Raw genomic sequence first — 20,927 nt, forward strand, 5'->3', positions numbered from 1 at the left:
CGCATGCTCCCTCAAGGGCCCGCAGAGGGCCGAAGCCAAGGACATCCAGTTCCATGCTCACCATCGCGTTATCCAAGGGCCGCATCCTCGACGACACCCTGCCGCTGCTGGCGGAAGCGGGCATCGTCCCCACCGAGAACCCGGACAAGAGCCGCAAGCTGATCATCCCCACCACCCAGGATGACGTGCGCCTACTGATCGTCCGTGCCACCGACGTGCCGACCTATGTCGAGCATGGCGCGGCGGACCTCGGCGTGGCCGGCAAGGATGTGCTGATGGAGTACGGCGGCCAGGGCCTTTACGAGCCCCTGGACCTGCGCATCGCCCGTTGCAAGCTGATGACCGCCGGCGCGGTCGGCGTGCCCGAACCCAAGGGGCGCCTGCGCGTGGCCACCAAGTTCGTCAACGTCGCCAAGCGCTACTACGCCGAACAGGGTCGCCAGGTCGAAGTGATCAAGCTCTACGGCTCCATGGAGCTGGCCCCGCTGGTCGGCCTGGCCGACAAGATCATCGACGTGGTCGACACCGGCAACACCCTGCGCGCCAATGGCCTGGAACCCCAGGAACTGATCGCCACCATCAGCTCCCGCCTGGTGGTCAACAAGGCCTCGATGAAGATGCAGCACGCCCGTATCCAGGCGCTGATCGACACCCTGCGCCAGGCGGTCGAGTCGCGACACCACGACTGACACCCGTGCGGCCCCGGCCGCACCCGCCTATCCGTGTCATAGCCAATAATCTCGGGTGCCCGCACGGTGGGCTTGCTACTCTAGCGGCGCCCGAGCATTTGCCAATAATGAGGCCCGCTATGACCGTTCAAACCGCTGTTCGCCGACTCAATGCCGCTGATCCGGACTTCGCCCGTCATCTGGATCATCTGCTGAGCTGGGAAAGCGTATCCGACGAGTCGGTCAACCAGCGCGTCCTCGACATCATCAAGGCCGTGCGCAAGCGCGGCGATGCCGCCCTGGTCGAGTTCACCCAGCGTTTCGATGGCCTGGCCGTCGACTCCATGGCCGACCTGATCCTGCCGCGCGAGCGCCTGGAACTGGCCCTGACCCGCATCACCGCCGAGCAGCGCCAGGCCCTGGAGACCGCCGCCGAGCGCGTGCGCCTCTACCACGAGAAACAGAAACAGGATTCCTGGACCTACACCGAGGCCGATGGCACCGTGCTGGGCCAGCAGGTCACCCCGCTGGACCGTGCCGGCCTCTACGTGCCGGGCGGCAAGGCGTCCTACCCGTCGTCCGTGCTGATGAACGCCATCCCCGCGAAGGTCGCAGGCGTCGCCGAAGTGGTGATGGTGGTGCCGACCCCGCGTGGCGAGATCAACGAGATCGTCCTCGCCGCCGCCTGCGTGGCCGGCGTCGATCGCGTCTTCACCATCGGCGGCGCCCAGGCCGTGGCCGCGCTGGCCTATGGCACCGAGAGCGTGCCCCAGGTGGACAAGATCGTCGGCCCCGGCAACATCTATGTCGCCACCGCCAAGCGCCACGTCTTCGGCCAGGTGGGCATCGACATGATCGCCGGTCCCTCGGAGATCCTCGTCGTCTGCGACGGCCAGACCGACCCGGACTGGATCGCCATGGACCTGTTTTCCCAGGCCGAGCACGACGAAGACGCCCAGTCCATCCTGGTCAGCCCCGATGCCGAGTTCCTCGACAAGGTGGCCGCCAGCATCGCAAAACTGCTGCCGACCATGGAACGTGCCGAGATCATCCGCACCTCCCTCACCGGCCGTGGCGCGCTGATCCAGGTCGCCGACATGCAACAGGCGATCACCGTCGCCAACCGCATCGCTCCCGAGCACCTTGAGCTGTCGGTTGCCGACCCGCAGGCCTGGCTGCCGCAGATCCGCCATGCCGGCGCCATCTTCATGGGCCGCTACACCGCCGAGGCGCTGGGCGACTACTGCGCCGGCCCGAACCACGTGCTGCCCACCTCCGGCACCGCGCGCTTCTCCTCGCCGCTGGGCGTGTATGACTTCCAGAAGCGCTCGTCGATCATCTTCTGCTCTGCAGACGGTGCCTCCGAGCTGGGCAAGACCGCGTCCGTGCTGGCCCGTGGCGAGTCGCTGACCGCCCACGCCCGCAGCGCCGAATACCGGATCAAGGGAGAATGACGATGAGCAAATTCTGGAGTCCCTTCGTCAAGGAGCTGGTGCCCTACGTTCCGGGCGAGCAGCCGAAGATCGCCAACCTGGTGAAGCTGAACACCAACGAGAACCCCTACGGTCCGTCGCCGAAGGCCATCGCCGCCATGCAGGCGGAACTGGGTGACAGCCTGCGCCTGTACCCGGACCCGAACAGCGACCGCCTCAAGCAGGCGGTGGCCGAGCACTACGGCGTGACGACCGCCCAGGTGTTCGTCGGCAACGGCTCGGACGAGGTGCTGGCGCACATCTTCCACGGCCTGTTCCAGCACGGCCGCCCGCTGCTGTTCCCGGACGTGACCTACAGCTTCTACCCGGTCTATTGCGGCCTCTACGGCATCCCCTTCGAGGCGCTGCCGCTGGACGAGCAGTTCCAGATCCGCGTCGAGGACTACGCGCGCCCCAATGCCGGCATCATCTTCCCCAACCCGAACGCCCCCACCGGCTGCCTGCTGGCGCTGGAGGCCGTGGAGAAGCTGCTGCAGGGCAGCCCGGATTCGGTGGTGGTGGTCGACGAGGCCTACATCGACTTCGGCGGCCAGAGTGCCATCGCCCTGGTGGATCGCTACCCGAACCTGCTGGTCACCCAGACCCTGTCCAAGTCCCGTTCCCTGGCTGGCCTGCGCGTGGGCCTGGCGGTGGGGCACCCGGACCTGATCGAGGCCCTGGAGCGCATCAAGAACAGCTTCAACTCCTACCCGCTGGATCGCATGGCCATCGCCGGCGCCACCGTCGCCTTCGAAGACAGGCCCTACTTCGAGCACACCTGCCGCAAGGTCATCGACAGCCGCGAGTGGGTGGTGAGCGAGTTGGCCAAGCGTGGTTTCGAGGTGCTGCCTTCTGCGGCCAACTTCGTCTTCGCCCGCCACCCGGACAAGGACGCGGCGGGCATCGCCGCCGGCCTGCGCGAGAAGGGCGTGATCGTGCGTCACTTCAAGCAGGCGCGCATCGCCCAGTTCCTGCGCATCACCATCGGCACGCCGGAGCAGAACCAGGCATTGCTGGACGCGCTCGACGCCGGTTGATTACGGCGCTGTGAACAAGAAAGCCGAGACGGGACACCGCCTCGGCTTTTTTCATGGGCGGGTGCGGCCGTCACTCGTGATGCGCTTCGCCGACGAAGGTCAGCGAGGTGAAGAAGCCGTGCTCCTCCGCCTCCGGGTCCTTGTCGCTCTTCATCGTGGCCTGGGCGGCGATCACGTTGAGGCCGGCGTTGCGCACCAGTACCTTGGCCTTGCCCTGGGCATCGGTGGTGGCGCTGACGGTGTGCGGATCGCTGCGGTAGTCGCCGAACAGCTCGATGCCCGCCGCTGGCTTGCCGTCCATCAGTACCTGCACGGGCAGCGGTTTGCCCGGGCCGACGGCAAGCGGGTCGACCTGCGGCACGATGACCAGTCGCAGGCGCTCCAGCGTCGGCAGCTTCGCGCCTTCACGGTAGATCGCCAGGCTGTACTTCCAGGTGTGGATGGAGGCGACGGCGTCTTTCACCTGGTCGCGGCCCTTGTTGATCCACTGCTTGTAGGCGGTCTGCGACCAGGCGCCGTTGTCCAGCGCCACGGTGAGGCTGGCAGGCGGTGTCAGCGGTTGCAGGCGGGCGTGGTCGTCCAGGCGCTGGATGGTGACGGGAATCATCTTGCCGGCCGCGTCATAGGCCCAGGCGCCGCTGACCTTTTCGGCCTTGAAGGCGTCGTCCTCGGCGCCGTGCCCGTAGATCACTTCGATGTTGCCGCGCCGCTGTTCGGTCCAGAGGCCGTGGGCCTGTGCCTGGCCGGCGAGCAGGGCACCGAGGGCGGCAGTGAGCAGCAGTTTGCTGTGGAGTCGCATGGGGGAGTCCTTGTCAGAGGTTGAGGGTAAGGCTGAGGGTCAGGTTGCGCGGGTCGCCGGGCAGTACCCAGACGCTGTTGTAGGAGCGCTCGTAGTACTTGCGATCGAAGACGTTGTTGAGGTTCAGGCCGATGCTGAGGTCATCGCTGGCCTTGTAGTGGGCGAGCAGGTCGAGGGTGCTGTAGGCGGGCAGTTTGAACTGGCTGCCGGCCTGGCCGGAGCGATCGCCGACATGATTGGCGGCCGCGCCGACATCCGCGCCGCGCAGCCAGCCGTCCTGGAACTCGTAGACGCCCATCAGGCTGCCACTGTGCCTGGCGATACCGAGCAGGCGGCTGCCTTTGGGGAGGGTGTTGTCCTCGGTCACCTCGGCATCGATATAGGCGTAGGCGCCGATCAGGCGGACGGCGTCGGTGAGCTGGCCGGCGACCTGCATGTCCAGGCCCTGGCTGCGTGCCTTGCCGGCGGCGATGTTCTGGCCCGGGTCGCTGGGGTCGGCGGTCAGCACGTTCTCCTTCTCGATATGGAAGAGCGCGATCGTGGCGCCAAGGCGGCTCTCGAGCAGGTCCAGCTTGACCCCGCTCTCATAGCCGACGCCTTTCTCCGGCTTGAACACCGTGCCCTGGCTGCTGATGGCGTTGGGCTTGACCGAGGTGGAGGCGTTGGCGAACACGCCGACTTCCGGGGTGAGCTGGTAGAGCAACCCGAGACGCGGGGTGACGACATCCTTGTGCTGGGCGTTGCGGATGCGCGTGGAGCGATCCAGCGCCGCCTGCCCGAAGCGTTCGAGGCGCACGCCGGCCAGCCCGCGCAACCGATCGGTGATGGCGATCTGGTCCTGCAGGTTCAGAGAATGGCTTTCCACCCGCTCGAAGAAGTCGTTCTTGCGGGTGAGCGCGGGCTTGGGCTGGCCGTAGATGGGGTTGTGGATATCCACGCCGTAGCTGAACAGGGTGTCGCTCTGGGGGTACTTCTGGCTGTTGCGGTAGTTCTCGTACTCGAGCCCGATCAGGGTCTGGTGCTGCCAGGTGCCGGTGGCGAAGCTGCCGTGCAGCTCGGCCTGGGTGATGCTGGTGTTCCACTCGAAATCGCGCTGGCGGTAGAAGCGGCTGGCGAGGTCGCCGGACAGGCGCGAAGTCTCCGAGGAGTCTCCGGCGAGGTGGCCTTGGGCGTAGTGGTTGGCCAGGCGCAGCTTCCAGTCGTCGTTCAGGTAGTGCTCGAGGCTGACCTGCAGCATCTGGTTGCGGTTGCGGATCTCGCCGTCGTTGGGCTCGCCGAGGAAGGTGGAGCGCTTGACCGTGCCGAGCTGGTTGCCAGGGGCGGGGATGCCGCGATCGAACACCGATTCATGGCGCACGAACTCGCTCTCGATCAGCAGGCGCGTGTCCGGGCTCAGCTGCCAGCTCAGGGATGGGCTGATCACCAGGCGCTCGCTGCCGACGTGGTCGCGGAAGCTCTGGTTGTCATCCACCGCGAGGTTGATGCGCGACAACAGGGTGCCGGCGTCATCCAGCGGCGTGTTGACGTCGAGGCTGCTGCGGTAGCGATCCCAACTGCCTGCGCTGGCTTGGAAGCGGGCGAAGGCTTCCTCCTCGGGCTTCTTGGTGACGATGTTGACCAGGCCACCCGGGTCGCCACGCCCATAGAGGCTCGCCGCCGGGCCCTTGAGCACCTCGATGCGCTCGATGCCGCTGGCGTCCGGCGAGCTGTAGCTTCCGCGGTTGATGGCGAAGCCGTTCTTGTACAGCTCGCCGGTGGTGAAGCCGCGCACGCTGTAGTTGAGGAAGGTCAGGCCGCCGAAGTTGTTCTGCCGGGAGACGCCGCTGGCGAAATCCAGCGCGCGGTCGATGCGGGTGGTGCCGAGATCGTCCAGCACCTGGGCGGGGACGACGGCGACGGATTGGGGGACGTCGCGCAGGTCGGTGTCGGTTCGTGTGGCGCTCGCCGAGCGGGTGGCGCGATAGCCGGTGACGGGGCCGTCGGCGCGTTCGTGGCGTGATTCGATGGTGATTTCTTCGAGTTCAAGCGGGGTGGCATGGGCGCTGCCGCTGGCCAGGCCAAGGGCCAGTCCGGCGACCGAGGCGATGCTGCGTGACTTCATTGTCGGTGGGTCTCAGGGCGTTAAATATGTAATAACATAACATTTTATTTTTTCATCTTTCATCTGCTGCGTTCGAGGGAGAGGGCGTTGGGGGGCAGAAACAAGAACGGCGCCATCAGGCGCCGTTCGGGTCAGTCGTTGTCCGCAGGTGCGGTCTGTTGCGGGGGCCTAAGGCCAACCTCGGCGGAAAGCTCGATGATCTTGCCGTTGCGCATCACCTCGACACTGACCTTTTCGCCCGGCTTGGTACGCGCCACCTGGTTCATGGAGCGGCGACCGTCGCCGGCGGGCTCGCCGTCGATGCTGAGGATGATGTCGCCCGGCTGCAGGTTGGCGCGCTGCGCGGGGGTGTCGCGGTAGATGCCGGCGATGACGATGCCCGGGCGGCCTTCGAGACCGAAGGATTCGGCCAGTTCGGGCGTCAAGGGCTGCACTTCGATGCCGAGCCAGCCCCGGATCACCTGGCCGTGCTCGATGATGGCCTTCATCACGTCGAGGGCGAGCTTGGCGGGGATGGCGAAGCCGATGCCCTGGGAGCCGCCGGACTTGGAGAAGATCGCGGTGTTGATGCCGATCAGGTTGCCGCCGGCATCCACCAGCGCGCCGCCGGAGTTGCCCGGGTTGATGGCGGCGTCGGTCTGGATGAAGTCCTCGTAGGTATTGAGGCCGAGCTGGTTGCGGCCGGTGGCGCTGATGATGCCCATGGTCACGGTCTGGCCAAAGCCGAAGGGGTTGCCGATGGCCAGGGCGACGTCGCCGATGCGGATGTTGTCGGAGCGCCCGAGGGTGATGGCGGGCAGGTTGTCGAGGTCGATCTTGAGCACCGCGAGGTCGGTCTCGGGGTCGCTGCCCACCAGGCGGGCGAGGGTCTCGCGGCCGTCCTTGAGGGCGACCACGATCTGGTCGGCACCGGCGGTGACGTGGTTGTTGGTCAGCAGGTAGCCCTCGGGACTCATGATCACCGCCGAGCCCAGGCTGGATTCCATGCGCCGCTGGCGGGGCAGGTTGTCACCGAAGAAGCGGCGGAACTGCGGGTCCTCGAACAGCGGATGGGCCGGCTTGCTCACCACCTTGGTGGTGTAGAGGTTGACCACGGCGGGGGAGGCGCTGTTGACCGCCTCCGCGTAGGACTCCGGCCCCTGGCGCGAGAAACTGTACTTGGGCGCTTCCTGCAGGTGCACCTGTTGGCGGGGCAGGCCCACCAGCTCGGGGTATTGCTGGATGATCAGCAGTGCTACGAGTACGCCGACAAGCAGGGGCCAGCCGAAGAAACGCAGGGCCTTGAGCATCGAGGGGAATCCTGAGGGTTGCGAGGGGCGAGGGTGCCCCTTAAGGTGGCGCCATTATACGGGGCGGCCGCCAATAAAATAGCCGCTCGCAACAGCTTGTGAGGAGAGGCAGATGGCCATTGCACTGACCACCCTGGTGGAGGAAGCGGAGCGTTTTCTCGGGGCTTCGCGGATCTCGGACTACTGCCCAAACGGCCTCCAGGTCGAGGGGCGGCCGCAGGTTCGACGCATCGTCAGCGGGGTGACCGCGAGCCAGGCATTGCTGGATGCGGCGGTGGAAGCCGAGGCCGATGTGGTGCTGGTGCACCATGGCTATTTCTGGAAGGGGGAGAACCCCTGCGTAGTCGGCATCAAGCAGCGGCGCCTGAAGACCCTTCTGGCCAACGACATCAGCCTGCTGGCCTACCACCTGCCGTTGGACGTGCACCCGGAAGTGGGCAACAACGTGCAGCTCGCCCGCCAGCTGGACATCGTCGTCGAAGGTCCGCTGGAGTCGGACAACCCTCGCACCGTCGGCCTCGTCGGCTCCCTGGCCGAGCCCCTCACCGCACGCGACTTCGCCCGCCGCGTGCAGGATGTGCTCGGTCGCGAACCGCTGCTGGTGGAGGGCCCGGAGATGATCCGCCGCATCGGCTGGTGCACCGGCGGCGGCCAGGGCTACATCGACACGGCCATCGCCGCCGGCGTCGATCTCTACCTGACCGGCGAGGCTTCGGAGCAGACCTTCCACAGTGCGCGGGAAAACGGCATCAGCTTCATCGCCGCCGGCCACCACGCCACCGAGCGCTATGGCGTGCAGGCGCTGGGGGACTACCTGGCGCGGCGTTTCGCCATCGAACACCTGTTCATCGATTGCCCCAATCCCATCTAGAAAGCCGCCCCGGAACGCCCATTCCGGCAGGTATAAAGCTAGATCGTTTCGTTCTAAGCGGGCCCCTGAATAGAAGAAGGCGCTGTGCTAGAGTGCGCCCTCGTCCACGGCCCGCAGGCCGTCGTATCAGATAAGAAATCCGTGAGTAGCCATGCTCGACAAACTGACGCACCTGAAACAGCTGGAGGCGGAAAGTATCCACATCATTCGTGAGGTGGCCGCCGAATTCGATAACCCGGTGATGCTGTACTCCATCGGCAAGGACTCCGCCGTCATGCTGCACCTGGCGCGCAAGGCCTTCTTCCCGGGCAAGCTGCCGTTCCCGGTGATGCACGTCGATACCCAGTGGAAGTTCCAGGAGATGTACCGGTTCCGCGACAAGATGGTCGCCGACCTGGGCCTCGAGCTGATCACCCACGTGAACCCCGAGGGCAAGGCACAGGGCATCAACCCCTTCACCCACGGCAGTGCCAAACACACCGACATCATGAAGACCGAGGGCCTCAAGCAGGCCCTGGACAAGTACGGCTTCGATGCGGCCTTCGGTGGCGCCCGCCGCGACGAGGAGAAATCCCGCGCCAAGGAGCGCGTGTACTCCTTCCGCGACAGCAAGCACCGCTGGGACCCGAAGAACCAGCGCCCCGAGCTGTGGAGCGTCTACAACGGCAAGGTCAAGAAGGGCGAGTCGATCCGCGTGTTCCCGCTCTCCAACTGGACCGAGCTGGACATCTGGCAATACATCTACCTGGAGCAGATCCCGATCGTGCCGCTGTACTTCGCCGCCGAGCGCGAAGTCATCGAGAAGAACGGCACGCTGATCATGATCGACGACGACCGCATCCTCGAGCACCTCTCGGACGAAGAGAAGGCACGCATCGAGAAGCGCATGGTGCGTTTCCGCACCCTGGGCTGCTACCCGCTGACCGGTGCGGTCGAGTCGGAGGCCACCAGCCTCACCGACATCATCCAGGAAATGCTCCTGACCCGGACTTCCGAACGCCAGGGCCGCGTCATCGACCATGACGGCGCCGGTTCGATGGAAGAGAAAAAGCGGCAGGGGTATTTCTAGAAAGCGGTTGCAAGCAGCAAGCGACAAGCTTCAAGCAGGGAAGATTGGAGTTCGAATGGATTTCGAGCGACTCGATGTCTGGCGAAGATCCAAGCAGCTCACGGTAAGCATCTACAGGGCGTTCGCGGAGTGCCGCGATGCCGGGTTCAAGGATCAGGTAACCCGTTCGGCGCTGTCCGTACCCAGCAATATCGCCGAGGGTATGGAACGCGGAAGCGCCAAGGAGAAATGCCGGTATCTGTGGATAGCCAAGGCATCCTGCGGTGAGCTGCGAACCCAGCTGATGATCGGAGCTGAAATCGGGTACATAGCGGAATCGCTTGCCGCTGATTGGGTAGTCGAAACCCGCGAGCTGTCGAGAATGCTCACGGGGTTGATCAACAAAATTTCTGTCTAGCTGGACGCCGACGAGCTTGCCGCTTGAGGCTTGCAGCTTGGAGCTTGAGTGAAATGAGCCATCAATCCGATCTGATCAGCCAGGACATCCTCGCGTACCTGGCCCAGCACGAGCGCAAGGAACTCCTGCGCTTCCTCACCTGCGGCAACGTCGACGACGGCAAGAGCACCCTGATCGGGCGCCTGCTGCACGACTCCAAGATGATCTACGAAGACCATCTGGAAGCCATCACCCGCGATTCCAAGAAGGTCGGCACCACGGGTGACGAAGTGGACCTGGCGCTGCTGGTGGATGGCCTGCAGGCCGAGCGCGAGCAGGGCATCACCATCGATGTCGCCTACCGCTACTTCTCCACCGCCAAGCGCAAGTTCATCATCGCCGACACCCCCGGCCATGAGCAGTACACGCGCAACATGGCCACCGGCGCGTCCACCTGCGACCTGGCGATCATCCTGGTCGATGCCCGCTACGGCGTGCAGACCCAGACCCGCCGCCACAGCTATATCGCGTCCTTGCTGGGCATCAAGCACATCGTCGTCGCCATCAACAAGATGGACCTGAAGGATTTCGATCAGGGCGTGTTCGAGTCGATCAAGGCCGACTACCTGCAGTTCGCCGAGCGCATCAAGCTCAACCCGACCTCCATCCACTTCGTGCCGATGTCGGCGCTGAAGGGCGACAACGTGGTGAACAAGAGCGAGCGTTCGCCCTGGTACACCGGCCAGTCGCTGATGGAAATCCTCGAGACCGTCGAGGTTTCCGGTGATCGCAACTTCGACGACATGCGCTTCCCGGTGCAGTACGTCAACCGCCCCAACCTGAACTTCCGCGGCTTCGCCGGCACCCTGGCCAGCGGCATCGTGCACAAGGGCGACGAGGTCGTCGTGCTGCCCTCGGGCAAGGGCAGCAAGATCAAGTCCATCGTCACCTTCGAAGGCGAGCTGGAGCAGGCCGGCCCCGGCCAGGCCATCACGCTGACCCTGGAAGACGAGATCGACGTATCCCGTGGCGACATGCTGGTGCATGCCGACAACCGTCCGCAGGTCACCGACGGCTTCGAGGCCATGTTGGTGTGGATGTCCGAGGAACCGATGCTCCCGGGCAAGAAATACGACATCAAGCGCGCCACCAGCTATGTGCCGGGCTCCATCGCCAGCATCACCCACAAGGTGGACGTGAACACCCTGGAAGAGGGGGCCGCCAGTGACCTGCAACTGAACGAGATCGCCAAGGTCAAGGTCAGCCTGGATGCGCCCATCGCCCTCGACGGCTATGAGCGCAATCGCACCACCGGCGCTTTCATCGTCATCGACCGCCTCACCAACGGCACCGTCGGCGCCGGCATGATCATCGCCGCGCCGGTTGCTGCCGGTGGCCAGGGCATTCATGGCGAGTCTGCCCACGTTTCCACCGAGGAGCGTGCCGCGCGCTTCGGCCAGAAACCGGCCACCGTGCTGTTCAGCGGCCTCTCCGGCGCCGGCAAGAGCACCCTGGCCTATGCCGTCGAGCGCAAGCTGTTCGACATGGGCCGCGCGGTCTACGTCCTCGATGGCCAGAACCTGCGTCACGACCTGAACAAGGGCCTGCCGCAGGATCGCGCCGGGCGCACCGAGAATTGGCGCCGTGCCGCCCATGTGGCGCGCCAGTTCAACGAAGCCGGCCTGCTGACCCTGGCCGCCTTCGTCGCGCCGGACGCCGAGGGACGTGAACAGGCCAAGGTGCTGATCGGCAGCGATCGCCTGATCACCGTATACGTCCAGGCCTCCCCGCAGGTCTGCCGCGAGCGTGACCCGCAAGGGCTCTACGCGGCCGACCAGGACAACATCCCGGGCGAGTCCTTCCCCTACGACGTGCCGCTGAATGCCGACCTGGTGATCGATACCCAGAGCCAGTCGGTGGAAGAGGGCGTCAAGGCGGTACTCGACCTGCTGCGCAGTCGCGGCGCGATCTGATCGCACCGCAATGAGAAAGCCCCGCTGATGCGGGGCTTTTTCTTTGCGCCATCCAGGGCCGCAATTTCCGCCCAGGTGGCTCGGATGTGCCCGGACTTCAGTCCGGGGAAACGGGCTGGTGCTGAAATGAAGAAGCCCCGCCGGGGCGGGGCTTCTTTCGACGCATCCAGGGATCAGTACTTGCCCTTGAGGCCGAAGTTCTCATCCAGGGTGCCCGGGCCATCCGGCGACTTGGGCGCGTAGTCCTTGGGCGCCTCGTGGCTGCGCGGCGGGGTCAGGCGTTCGCGCGGGCCGGGGGCGTCGTCCGTGTGCAGGGCGGCGAGCAGGCGCTGGCGGGTCAGTTCGTCCAGGGCCAGGCGGCTGGCGCCATCGGACAGGTGTTCCTGCACTTCCTGGTAGCTCTGGGTGAGTTTCTTCACCAGGCTGGCGGTGGTGTTGAAGTGGGTGACCACTTCACTCTGATAGGTATCGAAGCGTGCCTGCAGGTCATCCAGTTGCCGCTGCGTGCGGTTCGGCGCGGTGCCGGGCAGCAGTCGGGCGACCAGAAAACCGATGCCGATACCGGCGAGCAGAGCGAGTGCTGGCAACAACCAGGCCGTGAGCGACTGTTCCACGAGTCCTTCCTCTATAAGCAGCTTTGCATTACGTTAACGGCTCGAATCCGCGCTGTATACCGCGACGCAAGCCCTGTGGTGCTTAACCAAGACGAGTCGACCCGGTCCGGGGTCACGGAGTTCCCGTTGTCCAATCGTGAAAATCCCATTCTGCTCCAGGGGCCAAGTGGCCAGCTGGAAGCGCTTCATCTCGACCTGCCCGATGCCAAGGGGCTGGCGCTGATCTGCCACCCGAACCCGATCCAGGGCGGGACCATGCTCAACAAGGTCGTCTCCACCCTGCAGCGCACCGCCCGCGATGCCGGCTACAGCACCCTGCGCTTCAATTACCGCGGCGTCGGCGCCAGCGCCGGCAGCCATGACATGAACACCGGTGAGGTGGATGACGCCGAAGCGGCCGCCCACTGGTTCCGCGCCCAGCGTCCGGAACTGGCGCTGACGCTGTTCGGTTTTTCCTTCGGCGGTTTCGTCGCGGCGAGCCTGGCCGGCCGCCTGGAACGGCAGGGCATCGACGTGCCCCGGTTGTTCATGGTGGCGCCAGCGGTGAAGCGCCTGACCGTCGAGACGCCGCTGCCCGCGCATGGCGAGCTGACGGTGATCCAGCCGGACACCGACGAGGTCGTCGAGCCGCAGGCGGTGTATGACTGGTCTGCATCCCTGCAACGCTCCCATGAGCTGCTGAAAGTGGCAGAATGCGGGCACTTCTTTCATGGCAAGCTGACCGATCTGAAGGATCTGGTCCTGCCGCGCCTCTGACCCCGACAGCCGTCCGACAAGCGATCCCCCATGACCACTCGTATCCTCACCGGCATCACCACCACCGGTACCCCGCACCTCGGCAACTACGCCGGCGCCATCCGTCCTGCCATCGTCGCCAGCCGTGATGCCGACGTCGATTCCTTCTACTTCCTGGCCGACTACCACGCGCTGATCAAGTGCGACGACCCGGCGCGTATCCAGCGCTCGCGCCTGGAGATCGCCGCCACCTGGCTGGCCTGCGGCCTGGACACCGACAAGGCGACCTTCTACCGCCAGTCGGACATTCCCGAGATCCCCGAGCTCACCTGGCTGCTCACCTGCGTCGCGGCCAAGGGCCTGCTCAACCGCGCACACGCCTACAAGGCGTCGGTGGACAAGAACGTGGAGAACGGCGAGGACCCGGATGCCGGTGTCACCATGGGCCTGTACAGCTACCCGGTGCTGATGGCGGCGGACATCCTCATGTTCAACGCCCACAAGGTGCCGGTCGGCCGTGACCAGATCCAGCACGTGGAAATGGCCCGCGACATCGGCCAGCGCTTCAACCACCTGTTCGGCGCCGGGCGCGAGCTCTTCACCCTGCCGGAGGCGGTGATCGAGGAAGAGGTGGCGACCCTGCCGGGCCTGGACGGTCGCAAGATGTCCAAGAGCTACGACAACACCATCCCGCTGTTCGGCAGCGCCAAGCAGCTGAAGGACGCCATCGCCCGCATCGTCACCGACTCGCGCGCCCCCGGCGAGCCAAAGGACCCGGACAGCTCCCACCTGTACACCCTCTACCAGGCCTTCTCCACGCCGGCCCAGCTGGCGGCCTTCCGTGCCGAGCTGCTCGATGGCCTGGCCTGGGGCGAAGCCAAGCAGCGTCTGTTCCAGCTGCTGGACAACGAGCTGGGTGAAGCCCGCGAGCGTTATCACGCGCTTATCGAGCGCCCGGCCGATCTGGAAGACATCCTCCTTGCCGGTGCAGCCAAGGCCCGCAAGACCGCGACGCCCTTCCTCAACGAGCTGCGCGAGGCGGTCGGTTTGCGCTCCTTCCGCAGCAACGTGCAGAGCGCCGATGCCGGCAAGAAGAAAGCGGCCAAGAGTGCGCGCTTCGTGAGCTTCCGCGAAGACGACGGCAGCTTCCGCTTCCGCCTGCTGGCTGCCGATGGCGAGCAGTTGCTGCTGTCCCGGACCTTCGCCGATGGCAAGTCCTCGGGCCTGGTGACCAAGCGCCTGCAGGACGGCAGCGTCCTGGATATCCGCGCCGAAGGCTCCAGCTACGGCCTGTGGCTCGATGGCGAGGTTGTGGGGCAGGGCGGCGAGTTCGCTGATTCCGATGCCCGTGACGCCGCCGTGCAGCGTTTGCGTGAGGCCCTTGCTCCCCAGGAGTAAGGCGCTTTCTTACGGCCGGCGTAGCTGGCCGATTGCCAAGAAACGGGGCCGTCGCTAAAGTGACGACCCCGTTTTTCGTTGCCTTGCTACCGATCATGACCCCCCTCGAGCGTTACCAGGCCGATCTCAAGCGGCCGGACTTCTTCCACGACGCCGCGCAGGAAACTGCCGTCCGCCATCTGCAGCGCCTGTACGACGACCTGATCGCCGACAGCCAGAGCAAGCCCGGCCTGTTTGGCAGCCTGTTCGCCAAGAAGCGCCAGGGGCCGGTCAAGGGCCTGTACTTCTGGGGCGGCGTAGGGCGCGGCAAGACCTACCTGGTCGACACCTTCTTCGATGCCCTGCCGTTCAAGGAGAAGATGCGCACCCACTTCCACCGCTTCATGAAGCGCGTGCACGAAGAGATGCGTACTCTCAAGGGCGAGAAGAACCCGCTGACCATCATCGGCAAGCGCTTCGCCGACGAGGCCCGGGTGATCTGCTTCGACGAGTTCTTCGTCTCCGACATCACCGACGCGATGATCCTCGCCACCTTGCTGGATGAGCTGTTCAAGAACGGCGTGAGCCTGGTGGCGACCTCCAACATCGTCCCGGATGGCCTGTACAAGGACGGCCTGCAGCGCGCTCGCTTCCTGCCGGCCATCGCCTTGCTCAAGCAGCACACCGACATCGTCAACGTCGACAGTGGCGTGGACTACCGGTTGCGCGCCCTCGAGCAGGCCGAACTGTTCCACTGGCCTCTGGGCGACGAGGCCGAGGCCAGCCTGAAGAAGAGCTTTAGGAGCCTGCTGCCCGACTGCACCCAGGCCCAGGAGAACGAGGCGCTGATGATCGAGAACCGCGAGATCCGTGCGATCCGCGTGTGCGAGGACGTCGCCTGGTTCGAGTTCCGCGAGCTTTGCGATGGCCCGCGCAGCCAGAACGACTACATCGAGCTGGGCAAGATCTTCCACGCGGTGATCCTGGCCAACGTCGAGCAGATGGGCGTGGCCAAGGACGACATGGCGAGGCGCTTCATCAACCTGGTGGATGAATTCTACGACCGCAACGTCAAGCTCATCATCTCCGCCGAAGTGGAGCTGAAGGACCTGTACACCGGTGGTCGCCTGACCTTCGAGTTCCAGCGCACCCTCAGCCGATTGCTGGAGATGCAGTCCCACGAATTCCTCTCGCGGCCGCATAAGCCTTGAGGGCATAAGCGGCAAGCCGCAAGTTTCAAGCCTCAAGAAAAAGTGCGGACCGATTCAACCGGTCCGCACCCTGTCTTGCAGCTTGCAGCTTGCAGCTTGCTGCTTTAGCGCTGCGCCACTTCCTTCTCAAACTGCTTCAGCAGTTGCTGTGCATGGGCCACTTCCAGGGCTTCCATGGCGTTGATCGGCTTGATCGCCACGGCTTTCTTCAGGTGCTCCATGACCTTCTGCTCTTCGTCGTCGCCGTAGACGTAGACGAGTGCATTGGCGTACTCGTAGTGGCCGATCGGCAGGTCATCCCTGGCGCTGAAGGAGCGGGTGAAGTACTGCTCCATCTTGTCCGAGCTGACCCCATAGGTCATTTTCCCGACCAGTTTGCCGACCTTGCGGATCACGCCGGCTTCGTAGCCGCCGTAGAGCGCGAGGGCGAAGGGCTGGCGCGGCTGCTTCTGCAGCAGGGCGTCCAGTTCCTCGGGGATCTGGCTGGTGTAGCCGCGCTTGAGTACCACCGGTACCGACAGCTCTTCACCCAGGCGGGCCTTGGCGTAGACGCGGCCGAACTGGGCCACGGTATCGGCCTGTACCAGTTCGCCGGCCTCGTCGGTGTACTTGATCACTTCCTCCAGCAGGCGGTGCTTCTCCTCCTGGTTGGGGGCGAGGAACATCGCGTAGATCACCTGCGCGAACATCGCCGGTACCTGGCCGCCGACGCCCAGCGCCAGGCCCTGCTTCTTGGCTTCGGCGAAATCGCCCTTGAACATCAGGCGCCACACATCCTGCAGCCTGGCGGCATAGGCCTCGGCTTCCTCGGGCTTGCCGGTGAAGCCGGTGTTGCCGGTCACGGTCATTTCCAGCGCCTTGGGGTTCTGGGTGGCCATGGTCACCACCCAGTCGGCATCCGGGAAGGGGTAGTCAGGGCCGAAGCCACGGGTCAGCTGGGGCCAGGCCTGGCGCAGCTTGTCGCCGGAGTAGTCGTAGGCGGCCTGGTCGTAGGGGAAGGGTTTCCAGTCGTCTGCGACGGCTGTGAAGCTGGCGGCAGCCAGCAGGGCAAGCAGGTAACGGCGCATGGTTGAGTACCTTTTATTGTTGTTCTTCATCCGCCGTACCGCTGACGGAAAAGGTTCGGACACCCCTCTGGGGACCATGCCCGGATCATAATTCGCTGCCGCCACCGGCCAACCCATCCTTGGGATGGCCGCCTCAGTCGCCCTTGTGCTGGAACTGCCTGCGGTACTGGTTGGGGGAGAGATTGGTGTGCTGGCGAAACAGTCGGGCGAAGAAGCTGGCGTCGTCGTAACCCACTTCGTAGCTGATGGTCTTGATGCTCTTGCGGGTCGCCGAAAGGAGGCCCTTGGCTGTTTCGATGCGTAACCGTTGCAGGTAGTGCAGGGGTTTGTCGCCGGTGGCGGCCTGGAAGCGCCGCATGAAGTTGCGGATGCTCATGCCGTGGTCGCGGGCGACGTCCTCGAAGCGGAACTTGTCGGCGAAGTGCTCCTCGAGCCAGTGCTGGATCTGCAGGATGGTCACGTCCTGGTGCAGCTTCTGCCCGCCGAAGCCGATGCGCCCGGGGGCGTAGCTGCGCTGCACTTCGTAGAGGATGTCGCGGGAGACGGCCTGGGCGATGCTGGCGCCGCAGAAGCGTTCGATCAGGTAGATGTACAGGTCGCAGGCGGAGGTGACGCCGCCGGCGCAGTAGAGGTTGTCGGCATCCGACAGGTGCTTTTCCTGGTTGAGCAGCACCTTGGGGAAGCGTTCGCCGAACTCGCGGAAGAAGCGCCAGTAGGTGGTCGCTTCCTTGCCATCGAGCAGCCCGGCCTGGGCCATCCAGAACACGCCGGTGGCCTCGCCGCAGATGGAACTGCCGGCGGCATGGCGCTCGCGCAGCCATTGCAGGACCTGCGGGTGGCGCTCGCAGAGGGCGTCGAAGTCGTCCCAGAAGGCTGGAAGGATGATGATGTCGGCCTCGTCCAGCGCACCGTCGACCGGCATGATCACGTCGCTGAAGCTGCGCACGGGCAGGCCGTCCGGGCTGACCAGGTGGATCTCGAACGCGGGCTTGAGGCCGAGGCCCTGGAGCTTGCTGTAGCGGAGGCTGGCCATGTGGAAGAAATCCTTGGCCTGCATCAGGGTGGAAGCGAAGACACCTTCGGTGGCGAGGATGCTCACCCGCCTTAGGATGGGGGACTGCTGGTTGGTCATGGTCTTGTTCTTATAAGGGGAAAGCGGTCATTAGCCGGCTGGATCGTCTTATTTTTTGTCGCAACTGTCCAGTGTGCGTCTGGTGCGACTGTCCTACAGTCTCTGGCCTTCCAACTTCGAACCCAGACGCATCCGCCAAGGTGACCGCATGATCCCCAGAACCCTGTTCAGCTCCGATCACGAACTCTTCCGCGACAGCGTGCGCAAGTTCCTCGAACAGGAGGCGGTGCCCTTCCATCACCAGTGGGAGAAGGACGGTTACATCGACCGCGCGTTGTGGAACAAGGCGGGGGAGGCCGGGATGCTCTGCTCGCACATCCCCGAGGAGTACGGCGGCATGGGCGCCGACTTCCTCTACAGCACGGTGGTGATCGAGGAGATCGGTCGCTTGGGTCTGACCGGTATCGGCTTCTCGCTGCATTCGGACATCGTCGCACCCTATGTCCTCCACTACGGCTCCGAGGCGCTGAAGCAGAAGTACCTGCCGCGCATGGTGACCGGCGAGCTGGTCACCGCCATCGCCATGACCGAGCCTGGCGCGGGCTCGGACCTGCAGGGCGTGAAGACAACTGCGGTGCTGGACGGCGACGAATACGTGATCAACGGCTCCAAGACCTTCATCACCAATGGCTACCTGGCCGACCTGGTGATCGTGGTCGCCAAGACCGATCCCAAGGCCGGCGCGAAGGGCACCAGCCTGTTCCTGGTTGAGGCGGGCACGCCGGGCTTCTCCAAGGGCAAGCGCCTGGAGAAGGTGGGCATGAAGGCCCAGGACACTTCCGAGCTGTTCTTCCAGGACGTGCGCGTACCCAAGGAGAACCTGCTGGGCCAGGCCGGCATGGGCTTCGCCTACCTGATGCAGGAACTGCCCCAGGAGCGCCTGACCGTCGGTATCGGCGCGCTGGCCTCGGCCGAGGCGGCGCTGAAGTGGACCCTCGACTACACCCGCGATCGCAAGGCCTTCGGCAAGGCCATCGCCGAGTTCCAGAACACCCGCTTCAAGCTCGCGGAGATGGCGACCGAGATCCAGGTAGGCCGCGTGTTCGTCGACCGCTGCCTGGAGCTGCACCTGCAGCGCAAGCTGGATGTGCCCACTGCGGCGATGCTCAAGTACTGGGGCACCGACCTGCAATGCAAGGTGCTGGACGAATGCGTCCAGCTGCACGGCGGTTACGGCTTCATGTGGGAGTACCCAGTGGCGCGCGCCTGGGCCGATGCCCGTGTGCAGCGCATCTATGCGGGCACCAACGAGATCATGAAAGAGATCATCGCGCGCTCGCTGTAAGTCCCCTGGTCCGCCGCCGGGCTACGCGGCGGACCCTTCCTGCGGGCTCCGGGTCTACCTTATGTCGTTCTTTCGGAGCCTGCCCATGAGTTCTTCCCCCTTCGATGACTGGGACGGCAGCGTCCGCCACGCCAAGCGCCTGCAGGGCGATCTGGCAGCGCGGGTGCTGCTGGTCGACGATTTCTCGCCGCTGAAGGTGGTGGCGGGCTTCGATGTCGGCTTCGAGGAGGGTGGCCAGATCACCCGGGCCGCCGCCGTGTTGCTGGATGCCGATGGCTACCGCCTGCTGGGCCAGGTGGTGGCGCGGGTGCCGACGTCCATGCCCTACGTGCCGGGGCTGTTGTCCTTCCGTGAGCTGCCTGCTCTGCTGGAGGCGCTGGCCGGGCTGCCGCAGCGGCCGGACCTGGTGTTCTGCGACGGGCAGGGCATCGCCCATCCGCGCCGACTCGGCATCGCTTCGCACCTGGGCGTGGTCACCGGGCTGCCGACCATCGGGGTCGCGAAGAAGGTGCTGGTGGGGCATCACGAGGAGCCGGGACTCATGCGTGGCGATCATGTGCCGCTGGAGCACGACGGCGAGCAGATCGGCTGGATGCTGCGCAGTCGCGATCGGGTCGCGCCGCTGGTGGTTTCGCCGGGGCATCGTGTATCCATGCGCAGCGCACTGGAGCTGGTGCTGCGCAGTTGCTGCGGCTATCGGCTGCCTGAGCCGACCCGGCTGGCGGATCGGCTGGCCTCCCGGCGGGGCGACATGCCGATTGCACGGGATGTCGCGCCGGGTCTGTTCGACTAGGTCAGGGGGCGGGGTTGGGCTGGCTCCGATGGATCTCGGCGATGCCTTCAAGTACCGCACCTGGCAGCGTCAGCTGGCTGCTGGCGAGGTTGCTCTCCAGTTGCTCCAGGGTGGTGGCGCCAATGATGTTGCTGGTGACGAAAGGCTGCGCGGTGACGAAGGCCAGGGCCATCTGTGCAGGGTCCAGGCCATGTCCACGGGCCAGCGCCACGTAGCGCGAGCAGGCGGCCTGGGCCTGCGGGTTGGTGTAGCGGGCGAAGCGGCTGAACAGGCTGATGCGGGCGTTGGCCGGGCGCGCGCCGTTCTCGTACTTGCCGGAGAGCATGCCGAACGCCAGCGGTGAATAGGCCAGCAGGCCGCAGCGCTCGCGGATCGCCACTTCCGCCAGGCCCACTTCGAAACTGCGGTTGAGCAGGTTGTAGGGGTTCTGGATGGAGGCGGCGCGGGGCAGGCCAAGCTGATCGGCCAGTTGCAGGAACTTCATCGTGCCCCAGGGCGTTTCGTTGGACAGGCCGACATGGCGGATCTTGCCGGCCTTCACCTGTTCGGCGAGGACTTCGAGGGTTTCCTGGAGCGGGGTGAAGTCTTCGTCGCGGTGCTGGTAGCCCAGCTGGCCGAAGAAGTTGGTGCTGCGCTCTGGCCAGTGCAACTGGTAGAGGTCGATCCAGTCGGTCTGCAGGCGCTTGAGGCTGGCATCCAGTGCCGCGGTGATGTGCTGGCGGTTGTGCTTGAGGTTGCCGTCGCGGATATGGGTGATGCCGTTGCCCGGCCCGGCCACCTTGCTGGCGAGCACCCAGTCGGCGCGGTCCCTGTTCCTGGCGAACCAGTTGCCGATGATGGTTTCGGTCGCAGCGTCGGTTTCCGCGCGGGGCGGGACCGGGTACATCTCGGCGGTGTCCAGGAAGTTGATGCCGTAGGATTTGGCACGCTCGATCTGCGAGAATGCTTCTGCCTCGGTGTTCTGTTCGCCCCAGGTCATGGTGCCCAGGCACAGGCTGCTGACCTTGATATCGGTGTTGCCGAGTTGGCGGAATTCCATGCAGCGCTCCTCTGGTGGC

General features: G+C 65.2%; 19 protein-coding genes. 12 read left to right on the forward strand and 7 right to left on the reverse strand.

Going from position 1 to position 20,927, the window contains the following annotated elements; genetic code table 11:
• The first annotated feature begins 53 nt into the window (after positions 1-53).
• The 3 genes from hisG (at position 54) to hisC (ending at position 3,177) form a co-directional block, all read left to right on the forward strand.
• Positions 54-689 (forward strand): ATP phosphoribosyltransferase, encoded by a 636-nt coding sequence (hisG, locus tag WFQ67_RS08585; RefSeq protein WP_111262492.1) that lies wholly within the window; start codon positions 54-56, stop codon positions 687-689.
• Positions 690-808: 119 nt separating this feature from the next.
• Positions 809-2,122, forward strand: coding sequence for a histidinol dehydrogenase (gene hisD / locus WFQ67_RS08590; RefSeq protein ID WP_337056595.1), 1,314 nt, complete (start codon positions 809-811; stop codon positions 2,120-2,122).
• A gap of 2 nt (positions 2,123-2,124) precedes the next feature.
• The gene (gene hisC / locus WFQ67_RS08595) at positions 2,125-3,177 is read left to right on the forward strand and encodes a histidinol-phosphate transaminase (RefSeq protein ID WP_337056596.1); all 1,053 of its coding nucleotides are present in this window, start codon (positions 2,125-2,127) and stop codon (positions 3,175-3,177) included.
• 70 nt (positions 3,178-3,247) lie between these two features.
• On the opposite strand, the gene WFQ67_RS08600 is transcribed toward hisC, so the two are convergent.
• The 3 genes from WFQ67_RS08600 to algW form a co-directional block, all read right to left on the reverse strand.
• A complete protein-coding gene (locus tag WFQ67_RS08600; protein ID WP_337056598.1) occupies positions 3,248-3,976 on the reverse strand; it encodes a DUF4198 domain-containing protein in 729 nt (242 codons plus the stop codon).
• 13 nt (positions 3,977-3,989) lie between these two features.
• Entirely contained in the window at positions 3,990-6,077 is a 2,088-nt protein-coding gene (locus tag WFQ67_RS08605) for a TonB-dependent siderophore receptor (protein WP_337056599.1), read from the reverse strand.
• Positions 6,078-6,208: 131 nt separating this feature from the next.
• The gene (gene algW, locus WFQ67_RS08610; protein ID WP_173173184.1) at positions 6,209-7,366 is read right to left on the reverse strand and encodes a Do family serine endopeptidase AlgW; all 1,158 of its coding nucleotides are present in this window, start codon (positions 7,364-7,366) and stop codon (positions 6,209-6,211) included.
• A 112-nt stretch (positions 7,367-7,478) separates the two neighbouring features.
• Between algW and WFQ67_RS08615 the strand changes: the two genes are divergently transcribed.
• The 4 genes from WFQ67_RS08615 to cysN all read left to right on the forward strand — a co-directional run bounded on the left by WFQ67_RS08615 (position 7,479) and on the right by cysN (position 11,655).
• Positions 7,479-8,237, forward strand: a complete 759-nt coding sequence (locus WFQ67_RS08615) for a Nif3-like dinuclear metal center hexameric protein (protein ID WP_213628568.1) — start codon at positions 7,479-7,481, stop codon at positions 8,235-8,237.
• Between the two features lie 151 nt (positions 8,238-8,388).
• Complete coding sequence (gene cysD / locus WFQ67_RS08620) at positions 8,389-9,306, forward strand: sulfate adenylyltransferase subunit CysD (protein WP_271660121.1); 918 nt, start codon at positions 8,389-8,391, stop codon at positions 9,304-9,306.
• A gap of 55 nt (positions 9,307-9,361) precedes the next feature.
• Positions 9,362-9,703, forward strand: a complete 342-nt coding sequence (locus WFQ67_RS08625; protein WP_111262485.1) for a four helix bundle protein — start codon at positions 9,362-9,364, stop codon at positions 9,701-9,703.
• A gap of 53 nt (positions 9,704-9,756) precedes the next feature.
• Entirely contained in the window at positions 9,757-11,655 is a 1,899-nt protein-coding gene (gene cysN / locus WFQ67_RS08630) for a sulfate adenylyltransferase subunit CysN (RefSeq protein ID WP_213628569.1), read from the forward strand.
• A gap of 173 nt (positions 11,656-11,828) precedes the next feature.
• On the opposite strand, the gene WFQ67_RS08635 is transcribed toward cysN, so the two are convergent.
• On the reverse strand, positions 11,829-12,269 hold the full coding sequence (locus tag WFQ67_RS08635) for a YhcB family protein (RefSeq protein WP_111262483.1): 441 nt from the start codon (positions 12,267-12,269) through the stop codon (positions 11,829-11,831).
• A 126-nt stretch (positions 12,270-12,395) separates the two neighbouring features.
• Between WFQ67_RS08635 and WFQ67_RS08640 the strand changes: the two genes are divergently transcribed.
• The 3 genes from WFQ67_RS08640 to zapE all read left to right on the forward strand — a co-directional run bounded on the left by WFQ67_RS08640 (position 12,396) and on the right by zapE (position 15,592).
• Entirely contained in the window at positions 12,396-13,025 is a 630-nt protein-coding gene (locus tag WFQ67_RS08640; RefSeq protein ID WP_213628570.1) for an alpha/beta hydrolase, read from the forward strand.
• A 30-nt stretch (positions 13,026-13,055) separates the two neighbouring features.
• Complete coding sequence (locus WFQ67_RS08645) at positions 13,056-14,402, forward strand: tryptophan--tRNA ligase (protein WP_337056600.1); 1,347 nt, start codon at positions 13,056-13,058, stop codon at positions 14,400-14,402.
• A gap of 95 nt (positions 14,403-14,497) precedes the next feature.
• Positions 14,498-15,592 (forward strand): cell division protein ZapE, encoded by a 1,095-nt coding sequence (gene zapE / locus WFQ67_RS08650; protein ID WP_213628572.1) that lies wholly within the window; start codon positions 14,498-14,500, stop codon positions 15,590-15,592.
• A gap of 104 nt (positions 15,593-15,696) precedes the next feature.
• On the opposite strand, the gene WFQ67_RS08655 is transcribed toward zapE, so the two are convergent.
• Positions 15,697-16,659, reverse strand: a complete 963-nt coding sequence (locus tag WFQ67_RS08655) for a hypothetical protein (RefSeq protein WP_213628573.1) — start codon at positions 16,657-16,659, stop codon at positions 15,697-15,699.
• Positions 16,660-16,792: 133 nt separating this feature from the next.
• Positions 16,793-17,692: a GlxA family transcriptional regulator gene (locus tag WFQ67_RS08660; RefSeq protein WP_178082980.1), complete on the reverse strand. Its 900-nt coding sequence runs from the start codon at positions 17,690-17,692 to the stop codon at positions 16,793-16,795.
• A 247-nt stretch (positions 17,693-17,939) separates the two neighbouring features.
• Between WFQ67_RS08660 and WFQ67_RS08665 the strand changes: the two genes are divergently transcribed.
• Both WFQ67_RS08665 and nfi read left to right on the forward strand, forming a co-directional pair.
• The gene (locus tag WFQ67_RS08665) at positions 17,940-19,076 is read left to right on the forward strand and encodes an acyl-CoA dehydrogenase family protein (protein WP_173173167.1); all 1,137 of its coding nucleotides are present in this window, start codon (positions 17,940-17,942) and stop codon (positions 19,074-19,076) included.
• An 85-nt stretch (positions 19,077-19,161) separates the two neighbouring features.
• A complete protein-coding gene (gene nfi / locus WFQ67_RS08670; protein WP_213628574.1) occupies positions 19,162-19,869 on the forward strand; it encodes a deoxyribonuclease V in 708 nt (235 codons plus the stop codon).
• 1 nt (position 19,870) lies between these two features.
• On the opposite strand, the gene WFQ67_RS08675 is transcribed toward nfi, so the two are convergent.
• Positions 19,871-20,908, reverse strand: coding sequence for an NADP(H)-dependent aldo-keto reductase (locus WFQ67_RS08675; protein WP_337056601.1), 1,038 nt, complete (start codon positions 20,906-20,908; stop codon positions 19,871-19,873).
• Positions 20,909-20,927: the final 19 nt, after the last annotated feature.

The organism is Pseudomonas sp. USHLN015, assembly GCF_037153275.1.
In the GTDB taxonomy this organism is placed as follows: Bacteria; Pseudomonadota; Gammaproteobacteria; order Pseudomonadales; family Pseudomonadaceae; genus Metapseudomonas; species Metapseudomonas tohonis.

Bases quoted from the DNA above. Each gene is read 5' to 3' on its own strand.
- WFQ67_RS08615 (WP_213628568.1), top strand. From the start codon at position 7,479: ATGGCCATTGCACTGACCACCCTGGTGGAGGAAGCGGAGCGTTTTCTC.
- hisG (WP_111262492.1), top strand. From the start codon at position 54: ATGCTCACCATCGCGTTATCCAAGGGCCGCATCCTCGACGACACCCTG.
- WFQ67_RS08675 (WP_337056601.1), bottom strand. From the start codon at position 20,908: ATGGAATTCCGCCAACTCGGCAACACCGATATCAAGGTCAGCAGCCTG.
- hisC (WP_337056596.1), top strand. From the start codon at position 2,125: ATGAGCAAATTCTGGAGTCCCTTCGTCAAGGAGCTGGTGCCCTACGTT.
- WFQ67_RS08655 (WP_213628573.1), bottom strand. From the start codon at position 16,659: ATGCGCCGTTACCTGCTTGCCCTGCTGGCTGCCGCCAGCTTCACAGCC.
- cysN (WP_213628569.1), top strand. From the start codon at position 9,757: ATGAGCCATCAATCCGATCTGATCAGCCAGGACATCCTCGCGTACCTG.
- WFQ67_RS08605 (WP_337056599.1), bottom strand. From the start codon at position 6,077: ATGAAGTCACGCAGCATCGCCTCGGTCGCCGGACTGGCCCTTGGCCTG.
- WFQ67_RS08625 (WP_111262485.1), top strand. From the start codon at position 9,362: ATGGATTTCGAGCGACTCGATGTCTGGCGAAGATCCAAGCAGCTCACG.
- WFQ67_RS08600 (WP_337056598.1), bottom strand. From the start codon at position 3,976: ATGCGACTCCACAGCAAACTGCTGCTCACTGCCGCCCTCGGTGCCCTG.
- WFQ67_RS08665 (WP_173173167.1), top strand. From the start codon at position 17,940: ATGATCCCCAGAACCCTGTTCAGCTCCGATCACGAACTCTTCCGCGAC.
- WFQ67_RS08645 (WP_337056600.1), top strand. From the start codon at position 13,056: ATGACCACTCGTATCCTCACCGGCATCACCACCACCGGTACCCCGCAC.
- algW (WP_173173184.1), bottom strand. From the start codon at position 7,366: ATGCTCAAGGCCCTGCGTTTCTTCGGCTGGCCCCTGCTTGTCGGCGTA.
- cysD (WP_271660121.1), top strand. From the start codon at position 8,389: ATGCTCGACAAACTGACGCACCTGAAACAGCTGGAGGCGGAAAGTATC.
- hisD (WP_337056595.1), top strand. From the start codon at position 809: ATGACCGTTCAAACCGCTGTTCGCCGACTCAATGCCGCTGATCCGGAC.
- nfi (WP_213628574.1), top strand. From the start codon at position 19,162: ATGAGTTCTTCCCCCTTCGATGACTGGGACGGCAGCGTCCGCCACGCC.
- WFQ67_RS08660 (WP_178082980.1), bottom strand. From the start codon at position 17,692: ATGGCCAGCCTCCGCTACAGCAAGCTCCAGGGCCTCGGCCTCAAGCCC.
- zapE (WP_213628572.1), top strand. From the start codon at position 14,498: ATGACCCCCCTCGAGCGTTACCAGGCCGATCTCAAGCGGCCGGACTTC.